General features: G+C 40.5%; 21 protein-coding genes and 2 pseudogenes. 15 read left to right on the forward strand and 8 right to left on the reverse strand.

Annotation, left to right across the window (positions count from 1 at the left end; translation table 11 throughout):
• Nucleotides 1-8: 8 nt before the first annotated feature.
• The 3 genes from CDG79_RS45635 to CDG79_RS42925 all read left to right on the forward strand — a co-directional run bounded on the left by CDG79_RS45635 (nucleotide 9) and on the right by CDG79_RS42925 (nucleotide 529).
• Nucleotides 9-161 carry a strawberry notch C-terminal domain-containing protein gene (locus CDG79_RS45635; RefSeq protein ID WP_143855622.1) on the forward strand — a complete coding sequence of 51 codons (153 nt, stop codon included), beginning with the start codon at nucleotides 9-11 and terminating at the stop codon, nucleotides 159-161.
• Nucleotides 107-289, forward strand: coding sequence for a DUF2811 domain-containing protein (locus tag CDG79_RS30545; protein ID WP_094345485.1), 183 nt, complete (start codon nucleotides 107-109; stop codon nucleotides 287-289). The genes CDG79_RS45635 and CDG79_RS30545 overlap by 55 nt, the downstream gene beginning before the upstream one ends.
• A gap of 78 nt (nucleotides 290-367) precedes the next feature.
• Nucleotides 368-529, forward strand: coding sequence for a hypothetical protein (locus tag CDG79_RS42925; protein WP_189525196.1), 162 nt, complete (start codon nucleotides 368-370; stop codon nucleotides 527-529).
• Nucleotides 530-579: 50 nt separating this feature from the next.
• Here CDG79_RS42925 and CDG79_RS44235 read toward each other — a convergent pair whose 3' ends face one another.
• The 5 genes and pseudogenes from CDG79_RS44235 to CDG79_RS30565 form a co-directional block, all read right to left on the reverse strand.
• A complete protein-coding gene (locus CDG79_RS44235; RefSeq protein WP_185584343.1) occupies nucleotides 580-954 on the reverse strand; it encodes a hypothetical protein in 375 nt (124 codons plus the stop codon).
• An 18-nt stretch (nucleotides 955-972) separates the two neighbouring features.
• Nucleotides 973-1,734, reverse strand: a pseudogene (locus CDG79_RS30550) (helix-hairpin-helix domain-containing protein); the annotation flags it as partial.
• A 216-nt stretch (nucleotides 1,735-1,950) separates the two neighbouring features.
• Complete coding sequence (locus tag CDG79_RS30555) at nucleotides 1,951-2,904, reverse strand: ParB/RepB/Spo0J family partition protein (RefSeq protein ID WP_094345470.1); 954 nt, start codon at nucleotides 2,902-2,904, stop codon at nucleotides 1,951-1,953.
• A 1-nt stretch (nucleotide 2,905) separates the two neighbouring features.
• Nucleotides 2,906-3,658, reverse strand: coding sequence for a ParA family protein (locus CDG79_RS30560; protein WP_094345471.1), 753 nt, complete (start codon nucleotides 3,656-3,658; stop codon nucleotides 2,906-2,908).
• A gap of 407 nt (nucleotides 3,659-4,065) precedes the next feature.
• The gene (locus CDG79_RS30565; protein ID WP_094345472.1) at nucleotides 4,066-4,254 is read right to left on the reverse strand and encodes a hypothetical protein; all 189 of its coding nucleotides are present in this window, start codon (nucleotides 4,252-4,254) and stop codon (nucleotides 4,066-4,068) included.
• Between CDG79_RS30565 and CDG79_RS30570 the strand changes: the two genes are divergently transcribed.
• From CDG79_RS30570 to CDG79_RS30605, 8 genes are all read left to right on the forward strand, one after another.
• Complete coding sequence (locus CDG79_RS30570; RefSeq protein WP_094345473.1) at nucleotides 4,248-4,544, forward strand: hypothetical protein; 297 nt, start codon at nucleotides 4,248-4,250, stop codon at nucleotides 4,542-4,544. The genes CDG79_RS30565 and CDG79_RS30570 overlap by 7 nt on opposite strands.
• A 57-nt stretch (nucleotides 4,545-4,601) precedes the next feature.
• Nucleotides 4,602-5,153, forward strand: a complete 552-nt coding sequence (locus CDG79_RS30575; RefSeq protein ID WP_094345474.1) for a hypothetical protein — start codon at nucleotides 4,602-4,604, stop codon at nucleotides 5,151-5,153.
• A gap of 416 nt (nucleotides 5,154-5,569) precedes the next feature.
• Nucleotides 5,570-6,529 carry a ParM/StbA family protein gene (locus CDG79_RS30580; protein ID WP_094345475.1) on the forward strand — a complete coding sequence of 320 codons (960 nt, stop codon included), beginning with the start codon at nucleotides 5,570-5,572 and terminating at the stop codon, nucleotides 6,527-6,529.
• 10 nt (nucleotides 6,530-6,539) lie between these two features.
• A complete protein-coding gene (locus CDG79_RS30585) occupies nucleotides 6,540-6,830 on the forward strand; it encodes a hypothetical protein (protein WP_094345476.1) in 291 nt (96 codons plus the stop codon).
• 433 nt (nucleotides 6,831-7,263) lie between these two features.
• The gene (locus CDG79_RS30590; RefSeq protein ID WP_094345477.1) at nucleotides 7,264-8,322 is read left to right on the forward strand and encodes a BMP family protein; all 1,059 of its coding nucleotides are present in this window, start codon (nucleotides 7,264-7,266) and stop codon (nucleotides 8,320-8,322) included.
• A gap of 180 nt (nucleotides 8,323-8,502) precedes the next feature.
• Complete coding sequence (locus CDG79_RS30595) at nucleotides 8,503-9,972, forward strand: ABC transporter ATP-binding protein (protein ID WP_094345478.1); 1,470 nt, start codon at nucleotides 8,503-8,505, stop codon at nucleotides 9,970-9,972.
• Nucleotides 9,969-11,027, forward strand: coding sequence for an ABC transporter permease (locus tag CDG79_RS30600; protein ID WP_094345479.1), 1,059 nt, complete (start codon nucleotides 9,969-9,971; stop codon nucleotides 11,025-11,027). Before CDG79_RS30595 ends, CDG79_RS30600 begins: the two co-directional genes overlap by 4 nt.
• Nucleotides 11,028-11,092: 65 nt before the next feature.
• Nucleotides 11,093-12,031: an ABC transporter permease gene (locus CDG79_RS30605; RefSeq protein WP_094345480.1), complete on the forward strand. Its 939-nt coding sequence runs from the start codon at nucleotides 11,093-11,095 to the stop codon at nucleotides 12,029-12,031.
• Between the two features lie 402 nt (nucleotides 12,032-12,433).
• Here CDG79_RS30605 and gntT read toward each other — a convergent pair whose 3' ends face one another.
• The gene (gntT, locus tag CDG79_RS30610) at nucleotides 12,434-13,759 is read right to left on the reverse strand and encodes a guanitoxin biosynthesis MATE family efflux transporter GntT (RefSeq protein ID WP_223278427.1); all 1,326 of its coding nucleotides are present in this window, start codon (nucleotides 13,757-13,759) and stop codon (nucleotides 12,434-12,436) included.
• Between the two features lie 217 nt (nucleotides 13,760-13,976).
• Nucleotides 13,977-14,183: a hypothetical protein gene (locus CDG79_RS30615; protein ID WP_094345482.1), complete on the reverse strand. Its 207-nt coding sequence runs from the start codon at nucleotides 14,181-14,183 to the stop codon at nucleotides 13,977-13,979.
• A gap of 205 nt (nucleotides 14,184-14,388) precedes the next feature.
• On the opposite strand from CDG79_RS30615, the gene CDG79_RS30620 reads away from it, so the two are divergent.
• The 3 genes from CDG79_RS30620 to CDG79_RS30630 all read left to right on the forward strand — a co-directional run bounded on the left by CDG79_RS30620 (nucleotide 14,389) and on the right by CDG79_RS30630 (nucleotide 16,176).
• Nucleotides 14,389-14,772, forward strand: a complete 384-nt coding sequence (locus CDG79_RS30620; RefSeq protein WP_223278428.1) for a GFA family protein — start codon at nucleotides 14,389-14,391, stop codon at nucleotides 14,770-14,772.
• A gap of 726 nt (nucleotides 14,773-15,498) precedes the next feature.
• A complete protein-coding gene (locus CDG79_RS30625) occupies nucleotides 15,499-15,696 on the forward strand; it encodes a DUF2811 domain-containing protein (protein ID WP_069074080.1) in 198 nt (65 codons plus the stop codon).
• A gap of 96 nt (nucleotides 15,697-15,792) precedes the next feature.
• Nucleotides 15,793-16,176: a hypothetical protein gene (locus CDG79_RS30630; RefSeq protein WP_094345483.1), complete on the forward strand. Its 384-nt coding sequence runs from the start codon at nucleotides 15,793-15,795 to the stop codon at nucleotides 16,174-16,176.
• A gap of 890 nt (nucleotides 16,177-17,066) precedes the next feature.
• Here CDG79_RS30630 and CDG79_RS30635 read toward each other — a convergent pair.
• Nucleotides 17,067-21,848 (reverse strand): annotated as a pseudogene (locus CDG79_RS30635) (hypothetical protein).
• A gap of 47 nt (nucleotides 21,849-21,895) precedes the next feature.
• On the opposite strand from CDG79_RS30635, the gene CDG79_RS30640 reads away from it, so the two are divergent.
• Nucleotides 21,896-22,426 carry a hypothetical protein gene (locus CDG79_RS30640; RefSeq protein ID WP_094345484.1) on the forward strand — a complete coding sequence of 177 codons (531 nt, stop codon included), beginning with the start codon at nucleotides 21,896-21,898 and terminating at the stop codon, nucleotides 22,424-22,426.
• Nucleotides 22,427-22,908: the final 482 nt, after the last annotated feature.

Below are 22,908 nucleotides of genomic sequence, written 5' to 3' on the forward strand. Positions count from 1 at the left end.
AAGGTGGAATGAAGATAGACCTCCCACCCTTGCGACAGTTCCTCAATCGCCTGCTGGCTTTGACAATCGGGATGCAAAATACGATTTTCGAGCGTTTCGAGCTGCTATTAAGTCAACAAATCGAGACGAAACGCTACATCAATCTCTCAATACCTACTTAGAAAAACATCCTGATTGGGATGAACATCGCCTTATTACCGCAGCCATCTCCCTGTTTCTGCTGCAAAATGCTGATGGCGATCGCGGTGTTTCCCAAGTTTATCTCGAAACTCTGTTTCGTCGTGGCTAATGTTATTCCCTAGAAGCCATACTAAATAACAAGGTCAATCAAACTATATACTCAGAAAGATTTTTTCAGTCAGGATTAATGGCAACGAAAAACGAGGTAAAAGCGGAAACATCTACTATTGTAGTATCGCAACTTTCAGATGCAGCAGAAGCCAAACTCGTAGAAAATGCTGAAGATGTGGCTCAACCAATGGAAAATTCCCTGGGCAATACTGCTCGGTTAAGGAGAAATAGAGGGTAAAACAAAGAAAATAGTGTTCGCGGATAACTTACGCGAACAAATAATCAGACTTACTTTTTCTCTTTGAGGCTATCGTACAAGTCCACCCAATTTTGACGAAGAGAGTCGATGCACTCAGTTAAGTAATCGATTTGGGTTCTTCTAGCTACGGAGAGGACAGCATTAATATGAGCAGGGCTTCCTGCCTTACCCAAATGCTTATATTTACTCAATTTGTTGGGTTGAGTTGTGGAAAAAATTGGTTTGGTAGCGTGTAATTTATAGTACCAATAAGCTTGCTTTTTCCCCCGTGCTTGGTAACGCAAAACACAACAACCAGGTGGTGCTACTTCCCCTGAAGCCTGAATTTGTTGAATAGAGATTTGTAAAGTCGCAATGGCTTGTTGTAGGAGTTCGGCTCTAGAAATAATGTCAGAGTCAACCATCTGGCAAAACAAGAGTGCAATTAGTTCTGGCTGTGGTAAGTAGCAATGCCCATCCTCAGCTGCTTCGCTCAAAGCATGGACAAGTCCAGCACAATATCTAAACTCAGAATTAGGGGCAACTCCTAAGTTTCGAGCAATCTTATCAGCAGTTAGAAAACCGATCCCATAGATATCGGCTGCTAGCTGATAGGGGTTATGGGTAACAGTAGCGATCGCTTCATCCTTATATTGCTTGTATATCTTCACAGCATAAGTGGTAGAAACGCCATGCCCTTGGAGAAACACCATCACTTCTTTGATAGCTTTCTGAGTTTCCCAAGCGTTTTTAATGAGAGTGATCCGTTTTTTGGCAATACCCTGGACTTCAATCAGTCGTTCAATCTGGTTTTCGATGATGTCGAGCGTTTCTAGCCCGAAGTGGGCAACAATCCGTCTTGCTGTGACTGGGCCAACACCTTTAATCAGCCCACTACCCAAGTATTTTTCAATTCCAGTGAGAGTAGCTGGTTTGGTTTCTTTGTAGTTGACTACTTGAAACTGTGGCCCAAATTGTGGATGGTCACGCCAGAAACCAGTTAGTTGTAAAGTCTGCCCTGGCTGAATATTGGCGAAGCTGCCGACAATTGTTGTGAGTTCGGTACTACGTGGGCGAGTCAATCTTGCCACGGTGTAGCCTGACTCAGCAGAGTAAAAAGTTAAACGTTCTACGACTCCGGTGATTGTTTCGTTTTGAGGAAAGGCGCTTACTTGTTCAGGGGCAAGATTAGGAGGAGTGGACATTGCTTATGATCCGATGCCGCAGACTATTATAGTACTGGGATTCAGTTCAATCATAGTACATAAATACTATACTCTTTTGAGATTACAATAATAGTAGATGATAAAGTCGAAAATGCTGCTTCGCTTCACCATACGATGACTACGAGCGCAAGCTATGCAAGCTACGCCTCAAAGGTTGGTGAGGAGAGTGAAATATGTTGTAAAAAACCATAGATTTTACTCTAATAAAGCTTCAATTTGCCTTAACAACTTCTCTAAAACTTTTGCTTTATTAGGATCTTCCCAGATTTTAGCTTGCTTAACTCGCTGATAGGCTGACTTCATCCGATTAGTCAGGATATTCGGCTGAGAAGACTTAGGAGGTTGAACTGATTGAATGTAACTTTTGATATCTCTAACTGAAAGATTTTCTTCAATAGTTTTCACTAGAAGTTGATGTCGCTGATCTTTGTCTTTCAATTGAGCGATGATACGAGCTTTCGTATATTCTAGTTGTCCTTGGCGCAAAGTTTCTAGAACATCTTTAGGTAAATTTAGTAAAGGTAGGCGATGACTACGAAAACTGTCTGGAGTCAACCTACCTATTACTGAAAATATCTTTTCTACCATTTCCCATTGGTTACGAACAACGTTGTTCGTAGTTTCTGTTTTTTGCTTTTGTCGGTTAGCAATATGATTGAGTAGGGAAATAACTTCTCCTTGAGAGCATTCCAAGCGGATAGATAGCAGTTGCAAAATAGCTTCAGTTTCCTCAACCGGATTTAAATCTTCCCGTTGCAAATTTTCGAGGAGGGCGACTTGGAAAGCATCTTGGTCATTGAGATGGCGGATAATAACCGGAACTTGCTCCATTCCAAGAGTTTGAGCCGCACGGTAGCGACGTTCACCAGCAATCAATTCATAATTACCGGATTCTAACGGTCGGACAAGCAGTGGCTGCAAGATGCCATGTTCACGAATAGAAGCAACTAGGCTTTCCATTCCTTGAATTGAAAAATAACGCCGAGGCTGATGGGCAGCTAGGTGAATTTGAGTTATTAATAAAGATTGTTCAATAGATTCGTTTTCCGAGAGTTGAGGATTATTGGTAACTCCTACTAAGTCAAGGAATTGTCTGGTTTTATTCGGAAATTCCATTTCATCTGCCATTGACAAGCGCCGCTTCGCCATATTACTCCTGTTCTGCCATTTTCCTGGCGATTTCTTGATAAGGTTCAATCAATTTTCTTTCTGTGGTATACCGATGGATTGGTTGACGCGCCAAGTTAGACTCTGGAAACTGAACAGACTTAGGAACTGGTTCAAAAATTTTGACCCCAGGGAGTTTAGTTTTAAGAGTTTTGAGAGCATCTTGGGTCGTGAGTGTACGGTCTGCCATTGTAGGCAAGACTCCTAAAATTTGCAAGTTGGGGTGAGTGTCTTCATCACGAAGACTTTCGATAGTTTCCAATAATTGTCGTAAGCCTTCCAAAGCAAAGAACTGACATTGAACGGGGATCAAGACTGCATCTGCTGCCATTAGTGCATTTAGAGTCAACATACCTAAGCTAGGTGGGCAATCAATGAGGATATGAGCAAATTCTTGCCGTAAAGGATTCAATTTCTTTCTCAGGATTCGGCTATTATCTGCCGAGGTCAAAATTTGCTTTTCTCCAGATGCTAGAGATATGTCAGCCGGAATCAGCTTGATTCCGTACTCGGTGTCAATAATAGTTTCAGATGCGCTCTGTTTACGATCTGTAAGTACTTCATAAGCAGTCATCTGCCCTGGCTGAATCTTGATTCCTAGACCTGTGGTTAAATTGCCTTGGGGATCAAAGTCAACTACAAGGCAGGAGGAACTTTCTGCCAGCAATCCACTTAGTGCGATAGTAGAGGTTGTCTTGGCTACTCCTCCCTTTTGATTAGTAACTGCGATAATCATATTTTCTTAGTACTANACGATTTTTGATGAAAAAACATATATTAGTTACAGAATGAACTGATTCTATGACAATTTAAGTAGACCGCAAAGATTTTCACAAGTTTTACACCAAAGTAATGAAAAACTAATGCTCCAAATTGCTTGTCACCTAAAAAGCTAACTATACTTTCGTTCTGGTGATGAGGGGCGATTTAGTGAAATAAATTGGCGGTTAAAATACACTCATTTCCCAAAGTTCTGGAAAGAAAGTTCTGATGAAGTCTACCGAGCGATAAGCCTAACGGCATGGCTTCGCTTACCGCCCAAGCTACCTAAGCAAGAGTTAAAACTCAACGACCAAAGCCCAAAGCTTGACCTTGTTGCTTATAAACCAGTAGATAAACAGCAGCCAATCTCTCAGCCTAACATTACTCCCAGTGTTGATCTGCCATCAGTTGAGCAGCCAGCCCAAGCAGAGGTAATACCTCTTGTAAGGTCAAAGACAAACGCTGCTGGAAAACCGCAACATTTAGAGAAAAGTAAAGCCAAACGTACCTCTGCTGACAAGAGAAAATCCAAATTACCGCAACAGCCCAAGCAACAGAGTCAATTGACAAAGAGCGATGAAGAAGAAGAAGAAGAAGAAGAATTACCGCCAGAACCCTGTCAGCACATGCAATTCCTGGATTGCAACTCGGAGGTAGGGCGTGTGATATTCGAGTGCTACCACTGCAAACAGGGGATAATCAGCGAGTACACCGGAGATCCCGTAATGGGCGAGTACAAAGGACGACCTTCAGTGATTTTCACAAAGGTAAAATGCCCCAAGTGTGAGCAAACAGCAATTAGACTGCAAGCAAGGGAAGTGCTTTCGATTACCGCGATACCTTCGCCTTGGCAGCAATGATGGCATACTTCCTCTTCAAGAGTGATAGGTGAAAAATATTCACGATTGATAATACAAATGAGATTTTTACCCTCAATAATAACTGCAAGTTGCAGCACTACTACTGCTGAACAGTATGAAGCTACAGCACTCACCAGTTACTCTTGGCAAGTTAAGTATGCTAATAACCTAACTAGTCAACCACAGCCACGCATTGAAACCTTTGCTAACACTTCAGTGTTGAATAGGAATGGATTGAAACCGGCAGGAGCAGTTGTTGGCCCAGATGACCCAACAATTCGCAATTCGCAATTCGCAATTAATAATACCCTATGCATAAATGTGCTTGCTCTGAATATTGATACTACGTGTTCTTTTCTTTTCATAATTGAAATTAGTTGCTCTGTACCCCAACGCCTCAATTATCAATTACGCCGTAATTGCGAACTGCGAATTGCGAATTGCGAATTGGAAATGACCTACGGAGTGGGTAATTTACAGAAGGCACTACCTACTAATTATGATGTTTATCGACAAGTAGTAAAAGCTTACCCCCAAAGAACTCCTTTGGAATTGACTTTGGGTGTAAATGATAATTCAGTTGAGAAAGCTGAACCTGTAAGCAAGTGATAACGCACTCGTTACATGTCAACAAGAAGTTAAAGATCAAAACTGAATTGCTTTTCAACAAAAAATTGACATTAAAGTATAAATCAAAGAGTCAACGATGATCTAATTTAATTTCTGCTGCGTTGATAAAAAAGATTTCAAAAATTCCTTCTGGGGGCTATATGGGGGCTATATATACCCCAACAATAGCTCAGGACTTTGATGACATTTTGACCCCTATATAGGGTATATATAGGTGCTAAATGGGGTATATATGACTGTTTAACATTTTGTACCCCATTTAGCCCCCAAGGGGTTATGATAAGCTCTTGAGATTAGGAAAAAAAGAGGTAGTTATTTTATTCTTCTCTCCCCTACTCCCTAAAATTACCTGAACAGATAATTTTCACAAATCAAAGTGTATTACCTTTTTCTTTATGTCAAACATTCACACGTTGCAAAAAATTTTTCCTGCGGGTTTCGATAACGGTTACGGAAGTCTCAAACTTTTAGTCGATGGCTTTGAAGTAGTTCGTGTCCCCAGCTATATAACTAATGCCGAGATGGAAGATGTTCCAGGGCGTGTAGTTTTTAACGGTACTGCTTACACAGTTGGAGAGTCAGCTTACCGGACAGGGAATTATTTTGACCGCAACACAGACAATAATGAAAATAAAGTAAATAATGCGTTGTTGACTTTGTTGGGTGCATTGGCACATCTCCCACACCGTAAGGCTTGGCACTTAAAATTAGTCGTCAGCTTACATGATGTTGGTCTGGCTGAAGAATTGCAAAAAGTACTAAACGGAGAATATCAGCCAATACTTGCTGGCAAACAATCAGACGTGAAAGTAGAAGTGCTGAAAGTTGTACTAGAGGGTATGGGTGCATTATTTGGGCATCCACTGCCAAAAAAATTAACCATTTTAGACTTTGGTAATGGAACAACCCTATATTCTCGTTACAACCGGGGTCAGCGAGAAGTTCACACTGCTTACCCTATAGGTGTAGAAGTTCTCATCGATGATATCTCCCAAAAAATGAAACATTTGAATGGCGGAAAAATCGGAGATCCATCGAAAATCCGATTTTGTCTGGAAATGGGACATACCAAGTACAGCCGTGACATCGATATCAAAGATATATACAGTGCTTCTTTAAAAGATTGGTATGAAAAATACTTGAAGAAAGTGGTGAATCTGACACTTGATGCCAAGCACCAGGGGGATGAAATCTGGGCGATTGGTGGAGGTTGCCTCTTACCTGGATTTAAGAAGCTGTTGGAGAAAAACGGCTTCAAAATCCTGGACAATCCGGTAGAAGCCAATGTCTCTGGGCTTCTAGAAATGGCAAAAACCATTTCTGCCAAGAATCTAACGGGCACATCTCTTAAGTGAAGTTATAACAATGGCAGATAAAAAAGACTTAGCACCGGAAAAAATTCGCCTCAAAGATAATTACCGAGAGCGCATATTTGCAGAATCGCAAAAACTAGATAAAAGCTACCTGGACACGCTTTACTTTATAGTTGATTGCTATTTTGTTTTCATCAAGGCTGGATTACCTGCACAACTTTTACCTTCCCCACCTATTAATACTGAATCAAAGCAGCTCACGTCTTGGACTGCAACTCCATTTGCAGAGGAGAAAGAAGAAGATTCTTCAGGGGAAACATTCAGCCTTGATTTTGATTTGTAACCCCTAGCTCAATAAAGTCTGACATGATTAACTTTTTATCTTTTCTTTAATTCTAGGTTTTTACTATCGCTCTTCCATCACTCTCATCAAACAATAATCGAAGCAGAAAACTGAAACTATCACCCAATCAAGGTTTGAGGCTTTATTTTCTAATAGAAATTCAAAAATCTAGCTAGAAACTGAAAACCGAAGTCTCGTAAACCTTGCAGCGATTGCTTTTCCCAAGATTGATGGAAGAACGCTATAGGAATCCTATTTGATTTTTGAAAAAGAGTACGAGATAATACGGCTGAGTGAACAAGTGTAAAAGCAGACTATGATAAACGAGGAGAGACGTTTTTGTGTCTTGATTGAGAAATCCGGGAGAAATTGTTTCCAAAAGACCACCTACGACTTTAGAGTTTTGAAATAACTATCTATCTGAAGGCGAGGTATGACAACAAGCTTTAGTCGGCGTGAATTTATCTTGTTTGGTTCAGCAGCATTTGCTACTAGCTTAGTGGTGGAAGCTTGCAGTAATAAGCCAACGACACCAACAGCGACAACAACGGGTGGTACTGAAGGGTTTAAAATAGCGATCGCTCTCCCTGGAATGATTACTGACAAAGGCTGGAATCAATCTGGTTATGAAGGAATTAATCTAGCAAAACAAAAGCTAGGTACAGAAACCGCCTATGTAGAAAAAGTAGCACAAGCAGATCAAACAGAAGTATTAACAGATTTTGCTCGTAAAGGCTACAATCTCATCTTCGCACATGGCGGACAATTTGATGCTGCAATTGAACAAGTCGCCTCACAGTTCCCCAATACATTTTTTGTGGGTGTGAATGGTAATCTTAAGGCTGAGAATATTGCTTCTTTACGAATAGATCACCTACAAGCTAGTTATTTGTGTGGTATTATCGGCGCTTCTGTCACTAAATCTAATAAATTATCTTATATTGCTGGAGAGAAGTTCCCCGCTACCGAGGGAGAACTCCGGGGATTTGAATTAGGAGCAAAGTCTGTTAAACCAAATATCCAAATTACCTCTACTTTTACAGGTGATTGGAATGATGTTGCCAAAGCCAAGGAAGCGACGCTCGCATTAATTTCTTTTGGTGCTGATGTCATCTATCAATGGTTAGATAATGCCTCAGCCGCAGTCTTACAAACAGCAGGTGAAAAAGGAGTATATGCTTTTGGCAACACTAAGGATCAATTAGATGTTGCACCAAAAGCTGTTTTAACCAGCGCTGTAAAACGCTTAGATTTAGCCATCGCTTACATAGCAGAATTAGCTAAACAAAAACAAATCAAAGGACAAATATATACAATTGGGTTAGAAAGAACAGATATCTTATTTTTAGGAAAATTCGGAGGAATTATACCAGAAATAGTAAAGCAAAAGGTATTGAATGCAAAGCAAGATATTGTTAATAAAAAAATCGTTTTTGAAGACTGTAAAGAGGCTGGTAAAGATACGCGCTGCGTAAAAAAAGCAACAATATAGTACCGCAGGGCGGAAGCCAAAAAGCTTACAGGGCATGGTTTTTGGTGATTTGGAATGGGCGGTTTATTACGCTGTACTGTAATAGGTTTAGTAGACTAGATTAAAAAACTTTTGTAGTAAGGACTTTAGTCCAGATTTTGAGGACTTTAGTCCTCACTACGAGCTATCATTTTAGTGAATATGAACTATTTACGCTTAAACAATATTACCAAACGCTTTGGGTGTTTTATTGCTAACGATAATATCAACCTCTCTGTTGCATCTGGAACCATTCATGCAATACTAGGCGAAAATGGTGCAGGTAAGAGTACTTTAATGAATATTATTAGTGGACTCTATCAACCTGATGCTGGGGAGATTTATCTTCAAGAACAATCAATAAAAATTACTTCACCAAATAAGGCAATTAAATTAGGGATTGGCATGATTTACCAACACTTCATGCTTGTACCGAAATTGACTGTCACAGAAAATATCATCTTAGGGATGGAGAAAACTTGGCGGCTAAATTTACAAGATAAACAGCAAGAAATTGCCGCATTATCCCAAGCTTATGGATTAGAAATTGACCCCACTGCCAAAGTTGAAAATTTATCTGTTGGGGCACAACAACGGGTAGAAATTCTCAAAGTTCTCTACCGTCGAGCAAAGTTGTTGATTCTTGATGAACCTACAGCAGTTTTGACACCGCCAGAAGTAGCATCATTAATTGCTATCTTGCGACAATTGGCAGCCGCAGGTAACACAATCATTTTTATCAGTCATAAATTAGAAGAGGTAATGAATCTCTGTGATTCAGTAACAGTTTTGCGCCAGGGAAAGGTAGTAGCAACAATATCAACTTCAGCAGCTACACCTCAGCAGTTAGCAACATTAATGGTAGGACGGGAGGTAAGTTTACAGTTAAATAAAAGTCCTACATTACCAGGAGAAATCATCCTATCGGTGCAAAATTTACAAGTTGCTGATGAAAGAAATATTCCGGCTGTAAATAATGTATCTTTTGAACTGCGGGCGGGAGAAATTTTAGGAATTGCTGGTGTCGATGGGAATGGGCAGCGAGAATTAGCTGATGCCATTGCTCTTGTGCGGACTATTAAGCAGGGTAAAATTGAGTTTACGCCCAAGCATTCCTCAGTCGGCTACATTCCAGAAGATAGGCAGACAATGGGATTGGTGTTGCAATTTAGCATCGCCCAAAATTTGATTTTAAAAGCTTTTAAATATCTGCCATTTTGTCGCCGTTTTTTGTTACAACCAGAAGCGATCGCTAATCGTGCCCAAGCTGCAATGCAAGAGTTTGACATTCGGGCGAATGGGATTGATATCAAGGTAAGTCAGCTTTCGGGAGGAAATCAACAAAAAGTGGTGTTAGCGCGAGAACTGGCGCAAACACCAGCTTTAATTATCGCCATGCAACCTACAAGGGGATTAGATGTCGGGGCGACAGTAGCTGTCCAGTCTCGAATCTTAACAGAACGCGATCGCGGTGCGGCAATTTTGTATATTTCTACTGAGTTGAAAGAAGTGATGACAATGAGCGATCGCATTGCCGTAATCTACAGAGGTGAGTTTGTGGCTATTTTGGATGCAGCTACGGCGAAGGTGGAAGAAATTGGTTTGTTGATGGCTGGTGGGGTTAATCAATGATCCCAACTAATCGTATGAAATTACTGTCACCAATCCTATCACCCCTAATTGCGATCGCTTCCGCCCTTATCGTCGGTGCTATCCTCATACTAATTGCTGGGGCAAATCCCATCACCGCATACAGCATTTTATTTCAAGAATCTATCTCTACCTACTTTGGATTTGGTAACACCCTCACCAAAATGACACCGCTATTGTTCGCTAGTTTGGGCGTGTTAGTAGCATTGCGGGCTGGGCAATTTAATATCGGTGGAGAAGGACAAATTTATCTGGGTGCATTGGGAAGTACTTTAATTGGGTTATATGTGCAAGGATTACCTGCGGTGATTCATATCTCCTTAGCACTTTTGGCAGGATTTTTCTTTGGTGCAGTTTGGGGTTGGATTCCTGGTTATCTCAAAGCCATGCGCCGAGTGAATGAGGTAATTACTACATTATTGCTCAACTATATCGCGGTGAATTTAGTTAGCTACCTCGTACAAAACCCATTAATGGCCACAGGTGCGCCTAGTCCTTATTCGCCATTAATTGCTAAAACATCGCGTTTGCCGATTATCTTACCGCAAAGCCTTGCCCATGCTGGGATTTTATTCGGTTTAATTGCCGCAGGTATTTTATGGGTATTGTTAGTGCGATCGCCGCTAGGTTATCAAATTACAGCAGTGGGATTTAACCCGATTGCTGCCCGTTATGCCCACATATCTGTTGAACGTACCATTATGCTGGTGATGGCTTTTTCAGGTGGTTTAGCTGGGTTGGCTGGGAGTTGTGAGGTGATGGGGTTGAAATATCGGCTATTTGAACAAGTTTCACCAGGTTACGGATTTGATGCCATTGCGATCGCTTTTTTAAGTCGTGGTAGTGTTGTCGGTGTAGTCTTAACTTCTTTGTTTTTTGCAGCGCTTCGCAGTGGTGCAAATGTGATGCAGCGTAGTGTAGGTGTGCCGGTAACAGTAGTTTACGCGATTCAGGGGTTTATGGTCTTATTTATTGCTATCAGTCTCGCAGTCGAAAGAGAAATAAGAGTAAAAACGCAGAGGGACGCGGAGGTTTAACGCAGAGGAACACAAAGAAAACTCTGTGATACTTTGCGCTTCCCTCTGCGTTTAAAAATAACTCCATGAATAATTTCAACTTCTTCTCCGATTACTTAATCGCTACCTTACGCCTAGCCGTCCCCCTAGCATTTGCAGCCCTTGGAGGATTGTACTCGGAACGAGCGGGCGTCTTAAATATCGCCTTAGAAGGAATGTTGCTTATAGGTGCTTTTACTGCTGCTGCTGCCACTTTCTACACAGGTAATCCCTGGCTTGGTATCCTCGCTTCCTTAATTACAGGTGGATTAGTCGGACTACTCCATGCTGTTTTGTGTGTAACTTTGCGTGTCGATCAATTGGTATCTGGGCTAGCAATTAATCTCGTTGCAGCTGGATTAACATCGTTTTTAGCCCGGTTAGTGTTTAGTGGCAGCAGTACGCAGCAGTTACCTGGAATTGGGACAATTATCATTCCTGGTTTAGCCAATATTCCTCTAATCGGGCCGCTACTATTTAAGTCAGATTTTTTAGTATATTTATTATTTATCTTAGTTATTTTAACTACATACATTTTATTTAAAACTAGCTTTGGACTGACATTGCGGGCAGTGGGAGAATCTCCGAAAGCTGCTGATACGGCTGGAATTTCAGTACAAACGGTACGTTATATCGCAGTGGTAATTAGTGGCTGTCTTGCGAGTTTAGGAGGTGCTTATTTAGCTCTAGTACAGGTAAGATTTTTTGCCGAAGGGATGAGTGCTGGTAAAGGATTTATTGCGATCGCAGCATTAATTTTTGGCAGATGGCATCCTATAGGTAGTGCTTTAGCTTGTTTGCTATTTGGCGCTACAGAAGCTTTACAACTGCGAATTCAGGCATTAGGGGCAAATATCCCTTACCAATTTTTAGTCATGCTACCTTATGCGATCGCTTTATTGGCATTAGTGGGATTAGCGGGAAAATCTACACCTCCTAAAGCTTTAGGTACTCCCTACTTTGGAGAAAATCGCCAGTCAGACTAAAAAAACGTTCCTTCGACGAACTCAAAAACAGCACTAAATAAGATTGAATCCTTATCTGCCCAAACCTTTGATGCCATAAGGCGTTAATCACTGTGATCGCTGCTATACCTGGCATAATTTCCTCTGCTCCCACTAGCGAACCTGCACAAGCGCCGACATCCACAAGCGCAATTTTGGGGAAAGCGAACTACTAGTAAGAGAAACTCAAGCTTTCGTCAAAAACTCATCTAGGCAGTCAAAAGTCGAGTTCCACCCTTCGATCACGGCACTAATAAAAGCGTAAATCCCTAGTATTCCTTGATGAAAGGTGTAGAGAATTAAGAAGATGCTGTAGTATGTAATATATTCGCATTTTAGTGTCTTAAATACTACATTTAATACCCTACCTCCAACATCCTGCCCTCACTGTCTTTTACAAAACGATTTTGGTACGCACAATGCCAAAGTTATTGTTCTTGTTGCCATAAATAAAGACATTGATAGCCATAGTAAATGACTACTATGGAAATACATTGCTGTAATTGCTGATGGAATAAAACCAATTACAGCGGCTTTCAGCATAGCTTGACGAAGTGTATGACCTTGAGTCAATCCTAGAAAATAACCGTCTAGCGCATAAGCGACTGAGCCAAAACCTAAAACTGGTAACAACCAAGGAATATAAGAGCGTAAATTATTGATAATTTCACTATGATTGGTCAACAATCTTAACAGTGATTCTGGGGCAAAAATAAATGCAGTAGCAAACATTAATCCGATAACCAAGCTACTAACTACAGAAGTTTGCAACAGTTGTTTTAAAGAAGTAATATTTCCACTACCTTGAAAAATCCCAGCCAAACTCTCAGTAGCGAATGCCAAGCCATCAATGAAATATGCTGCCAAGCTTACCACTTGCATCAAGAGGGTATTTGCTGCCAGAATTTCAGTTCCTAACATAGAACTAAGGTTGCTAAACATCGCCATTGTCGAAATTAAAGCAAAAGTCCGAATAATAATTTCTCCATTCAGCATGAAAGCTGATTTTAAAGCAGACAGGTCAAATAGTTCCCCAATTAAAGCTTGTATTTGTTTAAATGAAATTGTTTGACAATATAGTAAAATACCTACCATCAGCATCAGATACTGACTAGTGGCTGTCGCTAACCCAGCTCCTCTACTTGACCATCCCCACTGAACAATAAATAGATAATCTAGTAGTACATTTGCACAATTGCTAATAGCTGAAAGCAACAACACTTTACTACTTTGTGCTTGTCCAAGAAACCAACCAATCAAGACAAAGTTAATCAATGTTGCTGGGGCACCCCATACTAAAGCATTATAGAAATCGACTCCAGAACTTTTAACTTCTGGTGTAGCACTTAGAATCGCAAACCCTAATATTTGTAAAGGTTGTTGAAATATCAGGATAGCGAGTCCTAATATCAATGCTAAAATTCCATGCTGTAAACCAATCAGTACTGCCGATTGGTTATCTTTACGCCCTATAGCCTGTGCAACCATTCCAGTTGTACCCATGCGTAAGAAACCGAATGTCCAATAAATATAATTGAATAAAATTGTTGCTAGTGCCACACCTGCTAAATGACGAATCTCCGTTAAATGCCCTAAAAACATTACATCTATTAGTCCTGCCAACGGAACCATTAGATTTGAAAGAACATTTACAGATGCAAGTTTGAGAAAATGGCGGATGAATACTGAACGTTGAGCAAAGATAGACAAAATTACTAAATCCCTTGACCCCTGCTAGAAATTGTAATTTAGAAATAACAACACTAACTAAGCTGTTCCACATTTAAATTGTATATACTGGGCAGGCAGGATGCTTACCCCCAAGAGTTATCGATATCTAGCAGCCTATTCTCCCACAACGCGATCCCTTGGACAAACCTATTGAATCGCTTATCGGTTACATAAAAACGATCGCATCTGCGGGTTTTTAAACCAAGTAAAGGTACAACTTGAGGATTTGCTGTGTAGGCGATCGCCCAATTACACCTGATCGGGGTTCAAGAAGAACAGCACCATCAAGCCTTGTTTTCTGCCTGTGGGGTTGCCTAACAAGCACCAAAAAATCGCCCCCCGGTTTGCTGGAAAATACTCCCCAATTTTGGGTACGATTTGCGATAACACTATTCAATTCCATGTTGCTTTCTCTTCCCTTTTTTGTATTTGCAAATAATTCTTGAAGAAGAATTCAAAAGTCAGAAAGAAAATATTATTCTTAGTTAAGAATGAAGATGAATAGAGAACGGAGGCGGCAGATCATGAACGATTGGAATTTGCCCTGGTCAGGCGGATGTCGTTGTGGACAGATACGGCTTCAGGTGAGTGCCCCGCCTCTGCTGACGATGGCTTGCCACTGCACAGGTTGCCAGCGAATGACTGCCAGCGCTTTTTCTTTAAGCGTTGCGATTCCAAGCGTTGGGTTCTCAATACTGAAGGGTCAGCCGACCATCGGCGGTTTGCATGGCGCGACTCGCCATTACTTCTGCCCACACTGCATGAGTTGGATATTTACTCGCCCGGAAGGAATGGACGAGTTCGTTAACCTTCATGCGACGATGCTGGACAATGCCTCATGGTTCACGCCTTTCATCGAAACTTGGACGAGGGAAAAGCTGCTATGGGCGACGACCTCTGCGGTTCATAGCTTCGAGACCCTACCCAAAGAAGAAGACTATGCTTCCCTGATAGAAGAATACGCCAAGCAAACCTCGAAACCTACACTATGACGAACTGTTTTGGAACGAATTTATACCAATTTGCACTCTTGTTAACGCCCCCCTTTGTTAACGCAATGACGCTCTCTACGAGACGCTAAAAGCGTAGCTTGCAACTCTTACAGAGTAAGCGGACTCGCACTCCGCGTCGCTATCGTGGAGATAAAGAAAAATTTTCCTTGCTTGAAACCCCTGACTTGACTGCTGGGATATTTTGACTCCTGTTAGCGGATAGCTAAGGTTTAACCCATTCTGACTTTTGACTCCTTCTCATGTTGTCACTTTTTGCAATTCTTATCATTAGCTCTACTTTTTCTAACTGATTCCACAGACTTTCCACAGCTACCTCTACTGTTTTCCACAGTTGTTTGACAAGATAATCGGCTTCTATTCATCCACTGGGGATTTTGTCATGACTGTAGCTATCAGTCTATCTTACGGAGTTATTGTTAAGTTGCGTAAAGAAAATCTATCTCTAACCCTAGCTTTCACGTAATTATTTATTTTTTCTATATTTATGTTTAATATTTTGCAACATTGACAAACCGAGCCAGTCAGCACACAATAAATCGACTAGCCTTTGCTGTCTATTCCATCTTGAACATCAACTGTATAAAACTATTCAGTTGCTAGCACAGGTGGTTTGACAACTAAAGAATGGGGTGAAACAGGACAACTACTGCATCACCTCTGGCTTGTTGTCCCTATTAGATTTGCTTTTTCGGAAGCTTTGCTCCCATGAACTCAACCCAAAACATCTTGACTAATCTTCCTGAAACACTACATCAGTCTTTAAACAGCTATCTAGAACAGCATCCTGATTGGGATGAACATCGCCTTATTACCGCAGCTATCTCACTGTTTCTGTTGCAAAATGCTGATGGAGATCGCCGTGTTTCCCAGGTTTATCTAGAAGCTCTGTTTCGCCGAGGCTAATTTACAACATACCTGAATCTGCTACTCTCTAAAAGTCATACTAAACAGAAGCTCAATTAAACAATACACTCAGAAAGATTTCTTGAGTCAGGATTAATGGCAAGCGAATTCGAGATAAAACCTAAAACATCTACTACTGAATTACTGACACTTCCAGATGAGACACAAACTCAAGGGATCGCTGAGTCAGTGGAAAATGCCCTGGATAGTGACGAAATCTTAAATTCACTCAAAACCTTACTTAGCACTTTAGAAAAGCTACAAAAAGTCCGCCTTGAGGCTGGTGATATTAAACTTGTGATTGAGCAGATGCTTGATGGCGAAATCGTCAGAGGTGAAGAAATTGAAAAAGCCAAAACTGGTGCCAGCACGCTTAATCGCCTAGTTCGTGCTTATAGTGACCACCAAGCTGCACTATTTAAATCACAACCTGTTCGTACTTTACTTGATCTTGTACTCAGCTCTAATCCAGCTAATTAAAACTCGCTTTCATTTGTTTGTAAAAGATACAATCAAACCATCATTCGCTTTTTTAAACTCGAAAACTGAGTTTTCAATTTAAAAAGCCCTGTAAAAATCCAGGGATCTGTTTTATATTGCAGTTTATTAAATGCCAGCTTAAAATCTTTGCCAGCGCTTTTTATACACATAATTATCGCTCAATCGCTTGGGTAAAAATAGCGCAGAACTACCCCATTTCTACCCATCTTACCTGGGTATTCCCTTAATAATTTATTTAGACTTGCACACACCTTTACCGAGAAATCACTTATCAACAGATTTTGCAGCTGCCTTACAGCTTCAGCCGAACAAGCCCTTATAACCTGCTTTGAATATACCGTAACGCTCGCAGGCGTTTGTTTCCAGGCTTTTTGTCAATAATTTACCGCGGTCGCACCCTGTAACATCTGCATAACATTCACATTTCATCCTTACCTGATTGGATTTGCCCACAGACCGCATCATTAAGCCCCTATTCTTCCGTCACACAGAACGAGAGAGTAGGGGTTTGTTATGCCCTAATGACGTAAAGTAGATATTTCTACGACTTTTTATTAATAATTTTTCCAGTTCCACCACAAAAGCTACAAGTTTTATATTGTGGTACGGGAGATAAATTTATTGATTCGGGTTGTTCTATTTTACCTTTGCCAAAACAGTATGTACATTTAATCTCTTGTTTATCCGCCATTGGAAATAACCTCAACTACATAAATTGAGTATTCCCACTTTGAACGTGCGATCGCCCTTTTCTTCATTCCCCATTCCCTGAATACCTTCTTTTTTGTTTTGGCAGCTGCTCTAAATTAGTCGTCTCCATAGCGTTGTTCTCCTTTTCTACTGCTTAAAAAAGCTATTTTAAGATAAATCTATCTTTGTAAGTTTATTTGTTGTATTTGAGGTTTAGCTAATATTTTATCAATTTGAGTATTAGCATCCTCAAAAGTTTGCAATATCTGTGGAGTTAGTTTATTAGTCTGTACCTGACCAGATTGCAAGTTTAAAATTACCTCTCCATTTTTCTGCGAAATAGTTAAATCCCTCTGTTGGGTATTGAAAGCCAAGTCATAAATCTTTCCTTGGACTTGAGTGCCATTTTCATTAGACTTACCCCAGACCATGCCAATCCTTTGAGCAATTTGAGTCAGCCGACTGATGACTTCAAGCTCAAATGTATCTTGATTCATTACTGTCAACGCTTCGGCTGATAATTGCTCACCAGCTTTAAACCCATTAGCCACTTTTACAATGCGTTTTTTGTAATTTTCCGGCTTCCCTAACTTATCTGCGGCATTGTACCAATTTCTCAAGTCATCAATAGTAACTGTCGGGTATTTCTCTACACCTAAAGGTTCGGTTTTCACATGATTACTAATGTCTGGTGTAGAAGGAGTAGTGGGGAGTAATGGAGTTATAGATTGGTTAGGTGGGGATTGTGCTGTTTGTTCTGGTGGTTTCAAAAACTGCGGTCGTGTAGCAAGGGAATTAACTCTTTGTTGATAGTCACTATCCGTTTCAATAATTGCCCCGAATTTCTTGGTCATGTTCTCCAAAGTTTTGGCAGGGATGGAACTATCAACCAAGTTAAATACCGCTAGACCTTTTTTAGTTTCCCTGATAACATCTTCTGTTGGTACTTGCTGCCATTCAACTTTTTGAGCAGTTAACCATTTAGTCACAGTCTCAGCTTTCTGGTTATCAACAGCCAGACCCATGACTCCAAGTTTTTTGTTTGATTCTGTAGAAAATAAGAAAGTAGGACGCTCTTTAATATGATGGAGAATTTTCGCACTACTCTCAATCATCTCTTGTTGTTCAGAATTAACTGATTGAGTCCCAAAAGCCTGAAATTCCTTCGTCCACTTCTGGGGATATTCAACGGTATTAGGGTCAATTTGAACGCAAATAACAGAAAAATTACTTTCAATGATTACAGGCGCGAGTGTAAGTTGTCCGGTTTTGAGTAGCCCAAGTTGTCTGAGCGCGTCTTTGTCTTTTTTAAAATGTAGTACCCCCAAGGGTTCACCATTTAAAAATACAGCATCTCTAGTTTTAGAAGCTGAGGTTTCGATACTCAGCTTTCGGTAATCTTGATCATTGAATGTCTGACCAGAAAAATCATAAAAGTTAATTTTATTAATTTTGAGGAGATTCCCATTAGGAGACTCACCCAGGACAAAAGCTTGATCTCCAGTTTCAGAGATAGACGTGAGCTTTAACTTTAGAGGATTACCATTTTTGAGATAATTAATTTCTTTTAACTGTTGGGCAGAATCGCTGTCTAACTCACCCAGAGTTTTGCCATCAAGTTTGATTTTCACTGTTTTGTCAGTCACCGGCACAGTGCCAAATTCTAAGTTGACCGATTCGGCATTAAAAACAAGTCCTGCATAAGAGAAGTTCTTGAGTTCACGGATAGTAATTTCAACCGGCTCGTTTCCTGGCAGCCCAATAATTGCTTTGGCAGTAGCAGGTTCTACCCCAACCATACTTGCTTGCGCTTTCGTTCCAATGGGAAGCTGTGCAGTTCTGGTTTCAAGCATGGCGAATTCCTTATATTCGCCGTCAGTATCCTGTACAAACATTAGTCTGGAAACGTGGCGTTCATGTCCCGGTGGGTGGTGGCTAGCTCTAATTTCTATCGCGTGTTTTTCGGTGGGATTCCAGTCTCGACCCAAAAATTGATTTGCTTCATTATTGAGTGTGACTAACTTCGGCTCAGTAAATTGCAATTTATCTAAGCGAGAGATAATCTCATTGGGGAAAGCAGCGAAGGCAAAATTAGAGACTTTTTTAGCGATCGCCTGGGGGTTTGCGTTTTCTTTTCTTGCAACTTCGAGTTCATCCTGGCGGGATGTACAGATGTTCCAAGCCGCGGCTGCGGATGCAAATTTTTCTGACTCTGGGATTTTCGCATAAAATGCTTCTGCCGCATCATTTGCCAAGGCATAGAGTAGTTTAGTTTGGCTTCTAGTAAGTTCTGGTTTTAGTTCTAGGAGTTTAGCTCCCTGCATGGTCGTCCCCGCCTTGAGATTGTGGTCAGTCACAGATTGTTGGCTAACTGTCCCCAGGTTGCGGTAAGCGGGTTTTCCATCTGACCCAACCTCGCCATCTATCTGTGCAACTGCTAATAATTTATGGGGGCGTTCACTGTTTGTGAATTTAATCTCATCTAGGCGAATATTAAGTGTCTGGGCTTTCCAGATTAGGGGATGCCCGTAGCGGGTGAGGTTGGTAATTTCGAGTTGCGTTCCTGAATCCGTTTGAACAATTGCGCTAGGGCCAGACTCTGTTTCTCGCCGCCTTGAGGCACGAACCGCAGCGTTGAATTTCCGATCAAACTCGTACTTGGCGGCGATCGCTGCAAATTTTTGCTGTGGTGTAAATTCTACTCCTTTGAACAAGTCTTTAAACTGAACGATGGGGAGCGATTCTAACTGTGATTGCTGGAAATATTTATTGGTTTGGCTAATCAATAATTCTACTGGTGAGTAGCCCTTTGGTGTTATCCCCGTGTTTAAATAAACTGAAGGCGACTTTTTATCTTTAATATAATTAACATCACGATACAAGTAGCGGTTGTTTTCCCGGATTAAATTCATCTCAGGTTTTTTAGCACTTTTGAATAAATCAACCGCTATTTGGTTTTGATAACATCCTTCTTCAATCATGCTCCGGTACATTTGACGGTTAATGTCCATTGCTTGCTGGATAATTTCGGGAGTTATTTGACAATGAGCAATTTCAACAACCCCTTGCATATAAGGCTTGTATTCTTCTCGAATTAACTTTGGATCTTTCTGGCGTTCTTGCTCAAACAGGGTTTCGTAATGGTTAGATACTTGCTCTAAATATTCTGATTTTTGTTCTAAAGTCCCATAAGCGTTTAGTACTTCGATTTCCGATTCTAATGCTTCTAGCGCAGTAACTTGATTGTTGATTATGCCCACGCTGATGCTATCGCTCATGTGAATAGCGATTTTTTCAAAAGGGGGCTGACTTCCATCGGTGGGATCATAAAATGACTGTTTTTTGAGCTTAACCGTGGGCGAATAGGCGTTTTGGGGAAGATTTCTTCGCTCTGCCTCTGCTGTCAGATTGGGATATAAGCTAGCTCTTGCCACACCAATGCAGTCACCATCGTAGTCTCGTGCTTGGCGTTCTGATTCGGTTTCTGCTGGGTCGATAAAATCAACATTGATTCCTCGTGCTTCTAACTCTGCAATTCTGGCTTGTATGCGCTTGTGGTCTTCGTCATTGACTACAATTATGCCTTCTAAGGGTTCACCATCTGGCCCTAGCTGATCCTCAACATATTTATTATTAGAAACACACAAACCATTAGAGTTGAGGAAAGGAGAACGGAAGTTAAGAATTTTTTCTTGCTCATCAAGCCAAGAGACACAAATTTCACCATTTTTGAGTCCCTTGGATGGAATAATCATCCCTTGGTCAAAAGTAAGCGTTTTCCCTACAGCAATATCTCGCCACTCACTTTGTACAAACCGACTTAATTCCTGCTTTACCTTCTCAGTTTCTAAAAGTTGCTGATGACCTAGTAAATCAGCTTTAATGAGTTTGTACATGAACAAGTCATCTTTAGTACTCTCGTCATCCAACTCCTGATCTGCATCTAAGTCATCATTTGTCCCTAACTTTTTGACATCTGTTTCTTGATTAATAGTTTTTGATGTTTTTAATTTATTTTGGCTCAATGATTCTTTACGTTTTTCGTATCTTTCACAATAGTAAGCAGCAAGAATTCTCGGATCATCTTGAATAGAGGCTAATCTTTGAGCTTGTACCTCTAGTTCCTCGGCAAAATCTTTAATTCCTTGGGAGAAAGATGCCAGCAGTTGGGAGATAGACATCTGTCCTTGTTGAGATTGTCCTTTTTCAGCTAACCAAATATTTTGCTGATATAATCCTGGTTGAATCTGCGGTTTAGTAGGCCCTTCGGGTCTATCCTTGTCTGTTCCTTTAAAACTGCTTACAGGAAGAATTATATCGATTTTTGGTTCATTTTTAGGATCTGCATATTCTATTCTATCTAGTCTGTATGGTCGGAGTGTTCCTTTGCCAAAACGGTATTTAGTAGTATCTTCTCCAACTCCATCCACCCAACCGAATCGATGCTGAATTACACGATAGCTTTTATCTATTTGTGATTCTCTTAAGGTTAGCTTGTCATAAAGTTGTGTTGAAATCTGCCCATAACAGTCACCAACTAATTTATATGCCAAATCATTCGATAATATCCCTCCATTTTCACCCCTGTTATCAGTAGAATCATCTACTACCAGAATATTTAGCTTTTCATGAATCACATTTTTACAAGCCCCAAGGAAGATGGAACCGTAAGCCCCACGGTCTTTACTATCTGGACAAATTTTTTGAATCGTTTCTAAACATTCCTTTTCTCCATAAAGTAAGCGAGTCTTAGAAGAGAGCAATAAAATCTGTCCATCTGGATGATTCTTTAATTCTTCGGCGGTACTGTATTCATCTGAGTGGCCAAATGAAAACTCTTTGTTAGGGAAATATGATTCTAGTAAAGTATTACTGAGCTTTTCAGTTAAAATAGTTTTACGCTAATCTGTATAAATCCATTGATTGAGCCTGGGATCAAAATGTTTAATTTCCAGAGTCATGGTTTTAAGAAGTTAATGAAACTTGGTTAATATATTGAGAGGTTTGTATGTCGAGAATTAAGCGTTGGATAAATATGCATAAGAAAGAATTCAATGCAGATGGAACTTTAAAAAATGAAGTAAGACAACAAAAGTTATCTAAAGGCGCACATCCTGGAGCAATTGATAGTTATGCTCTACGAGCAAAAGAAGAGTATGACGAGTGGAAGCACCTGGACGAGACTGATCCAGAGCCGTGGCCAGTCTACACAGCCTACGATTTCTTTAGCGAACAAGAAAAAAAGGAGTTTAACCCAGATGGTTCTCTCAAACCTGAATATGTAGAATACGCTCAGAAAATTGGTATCAGTGAAAGTGCGCTGGAACAGCTTGAGTGGCGCAAGAAAATCGAGGTTGATGATTACAACAAAGTGTCTGCTAAATACGCAGAAAAGGGTATTAATTTTGGTGCATGGCAGATGAGACGAAGGATTGAAGATAGCAGAACATACGTCCAACGTCGTCAGATGATGGAGCAAGACCTGCGTAACTTTGAGCCGGAAGACAGTTTGCCTTTCGACAAGTACACCTCTTATTAAAGTAGGTGAGTTACGCTGTAAAGAAAGTTTTTATCCATCAAATACAGTGATTTTACTTGAATATGTGAAAGAAAGCGATCGCCTCACCTTGGGCATGAAAGTAAATATTTATAAACTGCCTTTTTACTTAGTTGACTTGAAAGATTTTAGAGATTGCTGATGGAATATCATAGTCAGTAATCGCAGTCAAGCAATTGAAGATTGCCGATTGCAGATTGGAGATTGACCCCATAACTAAAGTTAGGGGCTTGGGATTGATAGATTTTAGATTTTAGATTTATTGATGATTTTAGAAGGTAGATTGTAGATTATCCCCATTAATAAATTAAGGGGCTTGATTTTTCAATCTGCAATCGTAAGGATTCAGGTGGCAGAGTATTGACAAAGGGAACACTTGAGGAGGACTATCATAGATATGAACGAAAACCTGCCTCAAGAATTAGACCGAGAAAGCTTGAACCAGTTATCAAAAGAAGAACTGG

This window comes from Nostoc sp. 'Peltigera membranacea cyanobiont' 232 (assembly GCF_002245985.1).
In the GTDB taxonomy this organism is placed as follows: domain Bacteria; phylum Cyanobacteriota; class Cyanobacteriia; order Cyanobacteriales; family Nostocaceae; genus Nostoc.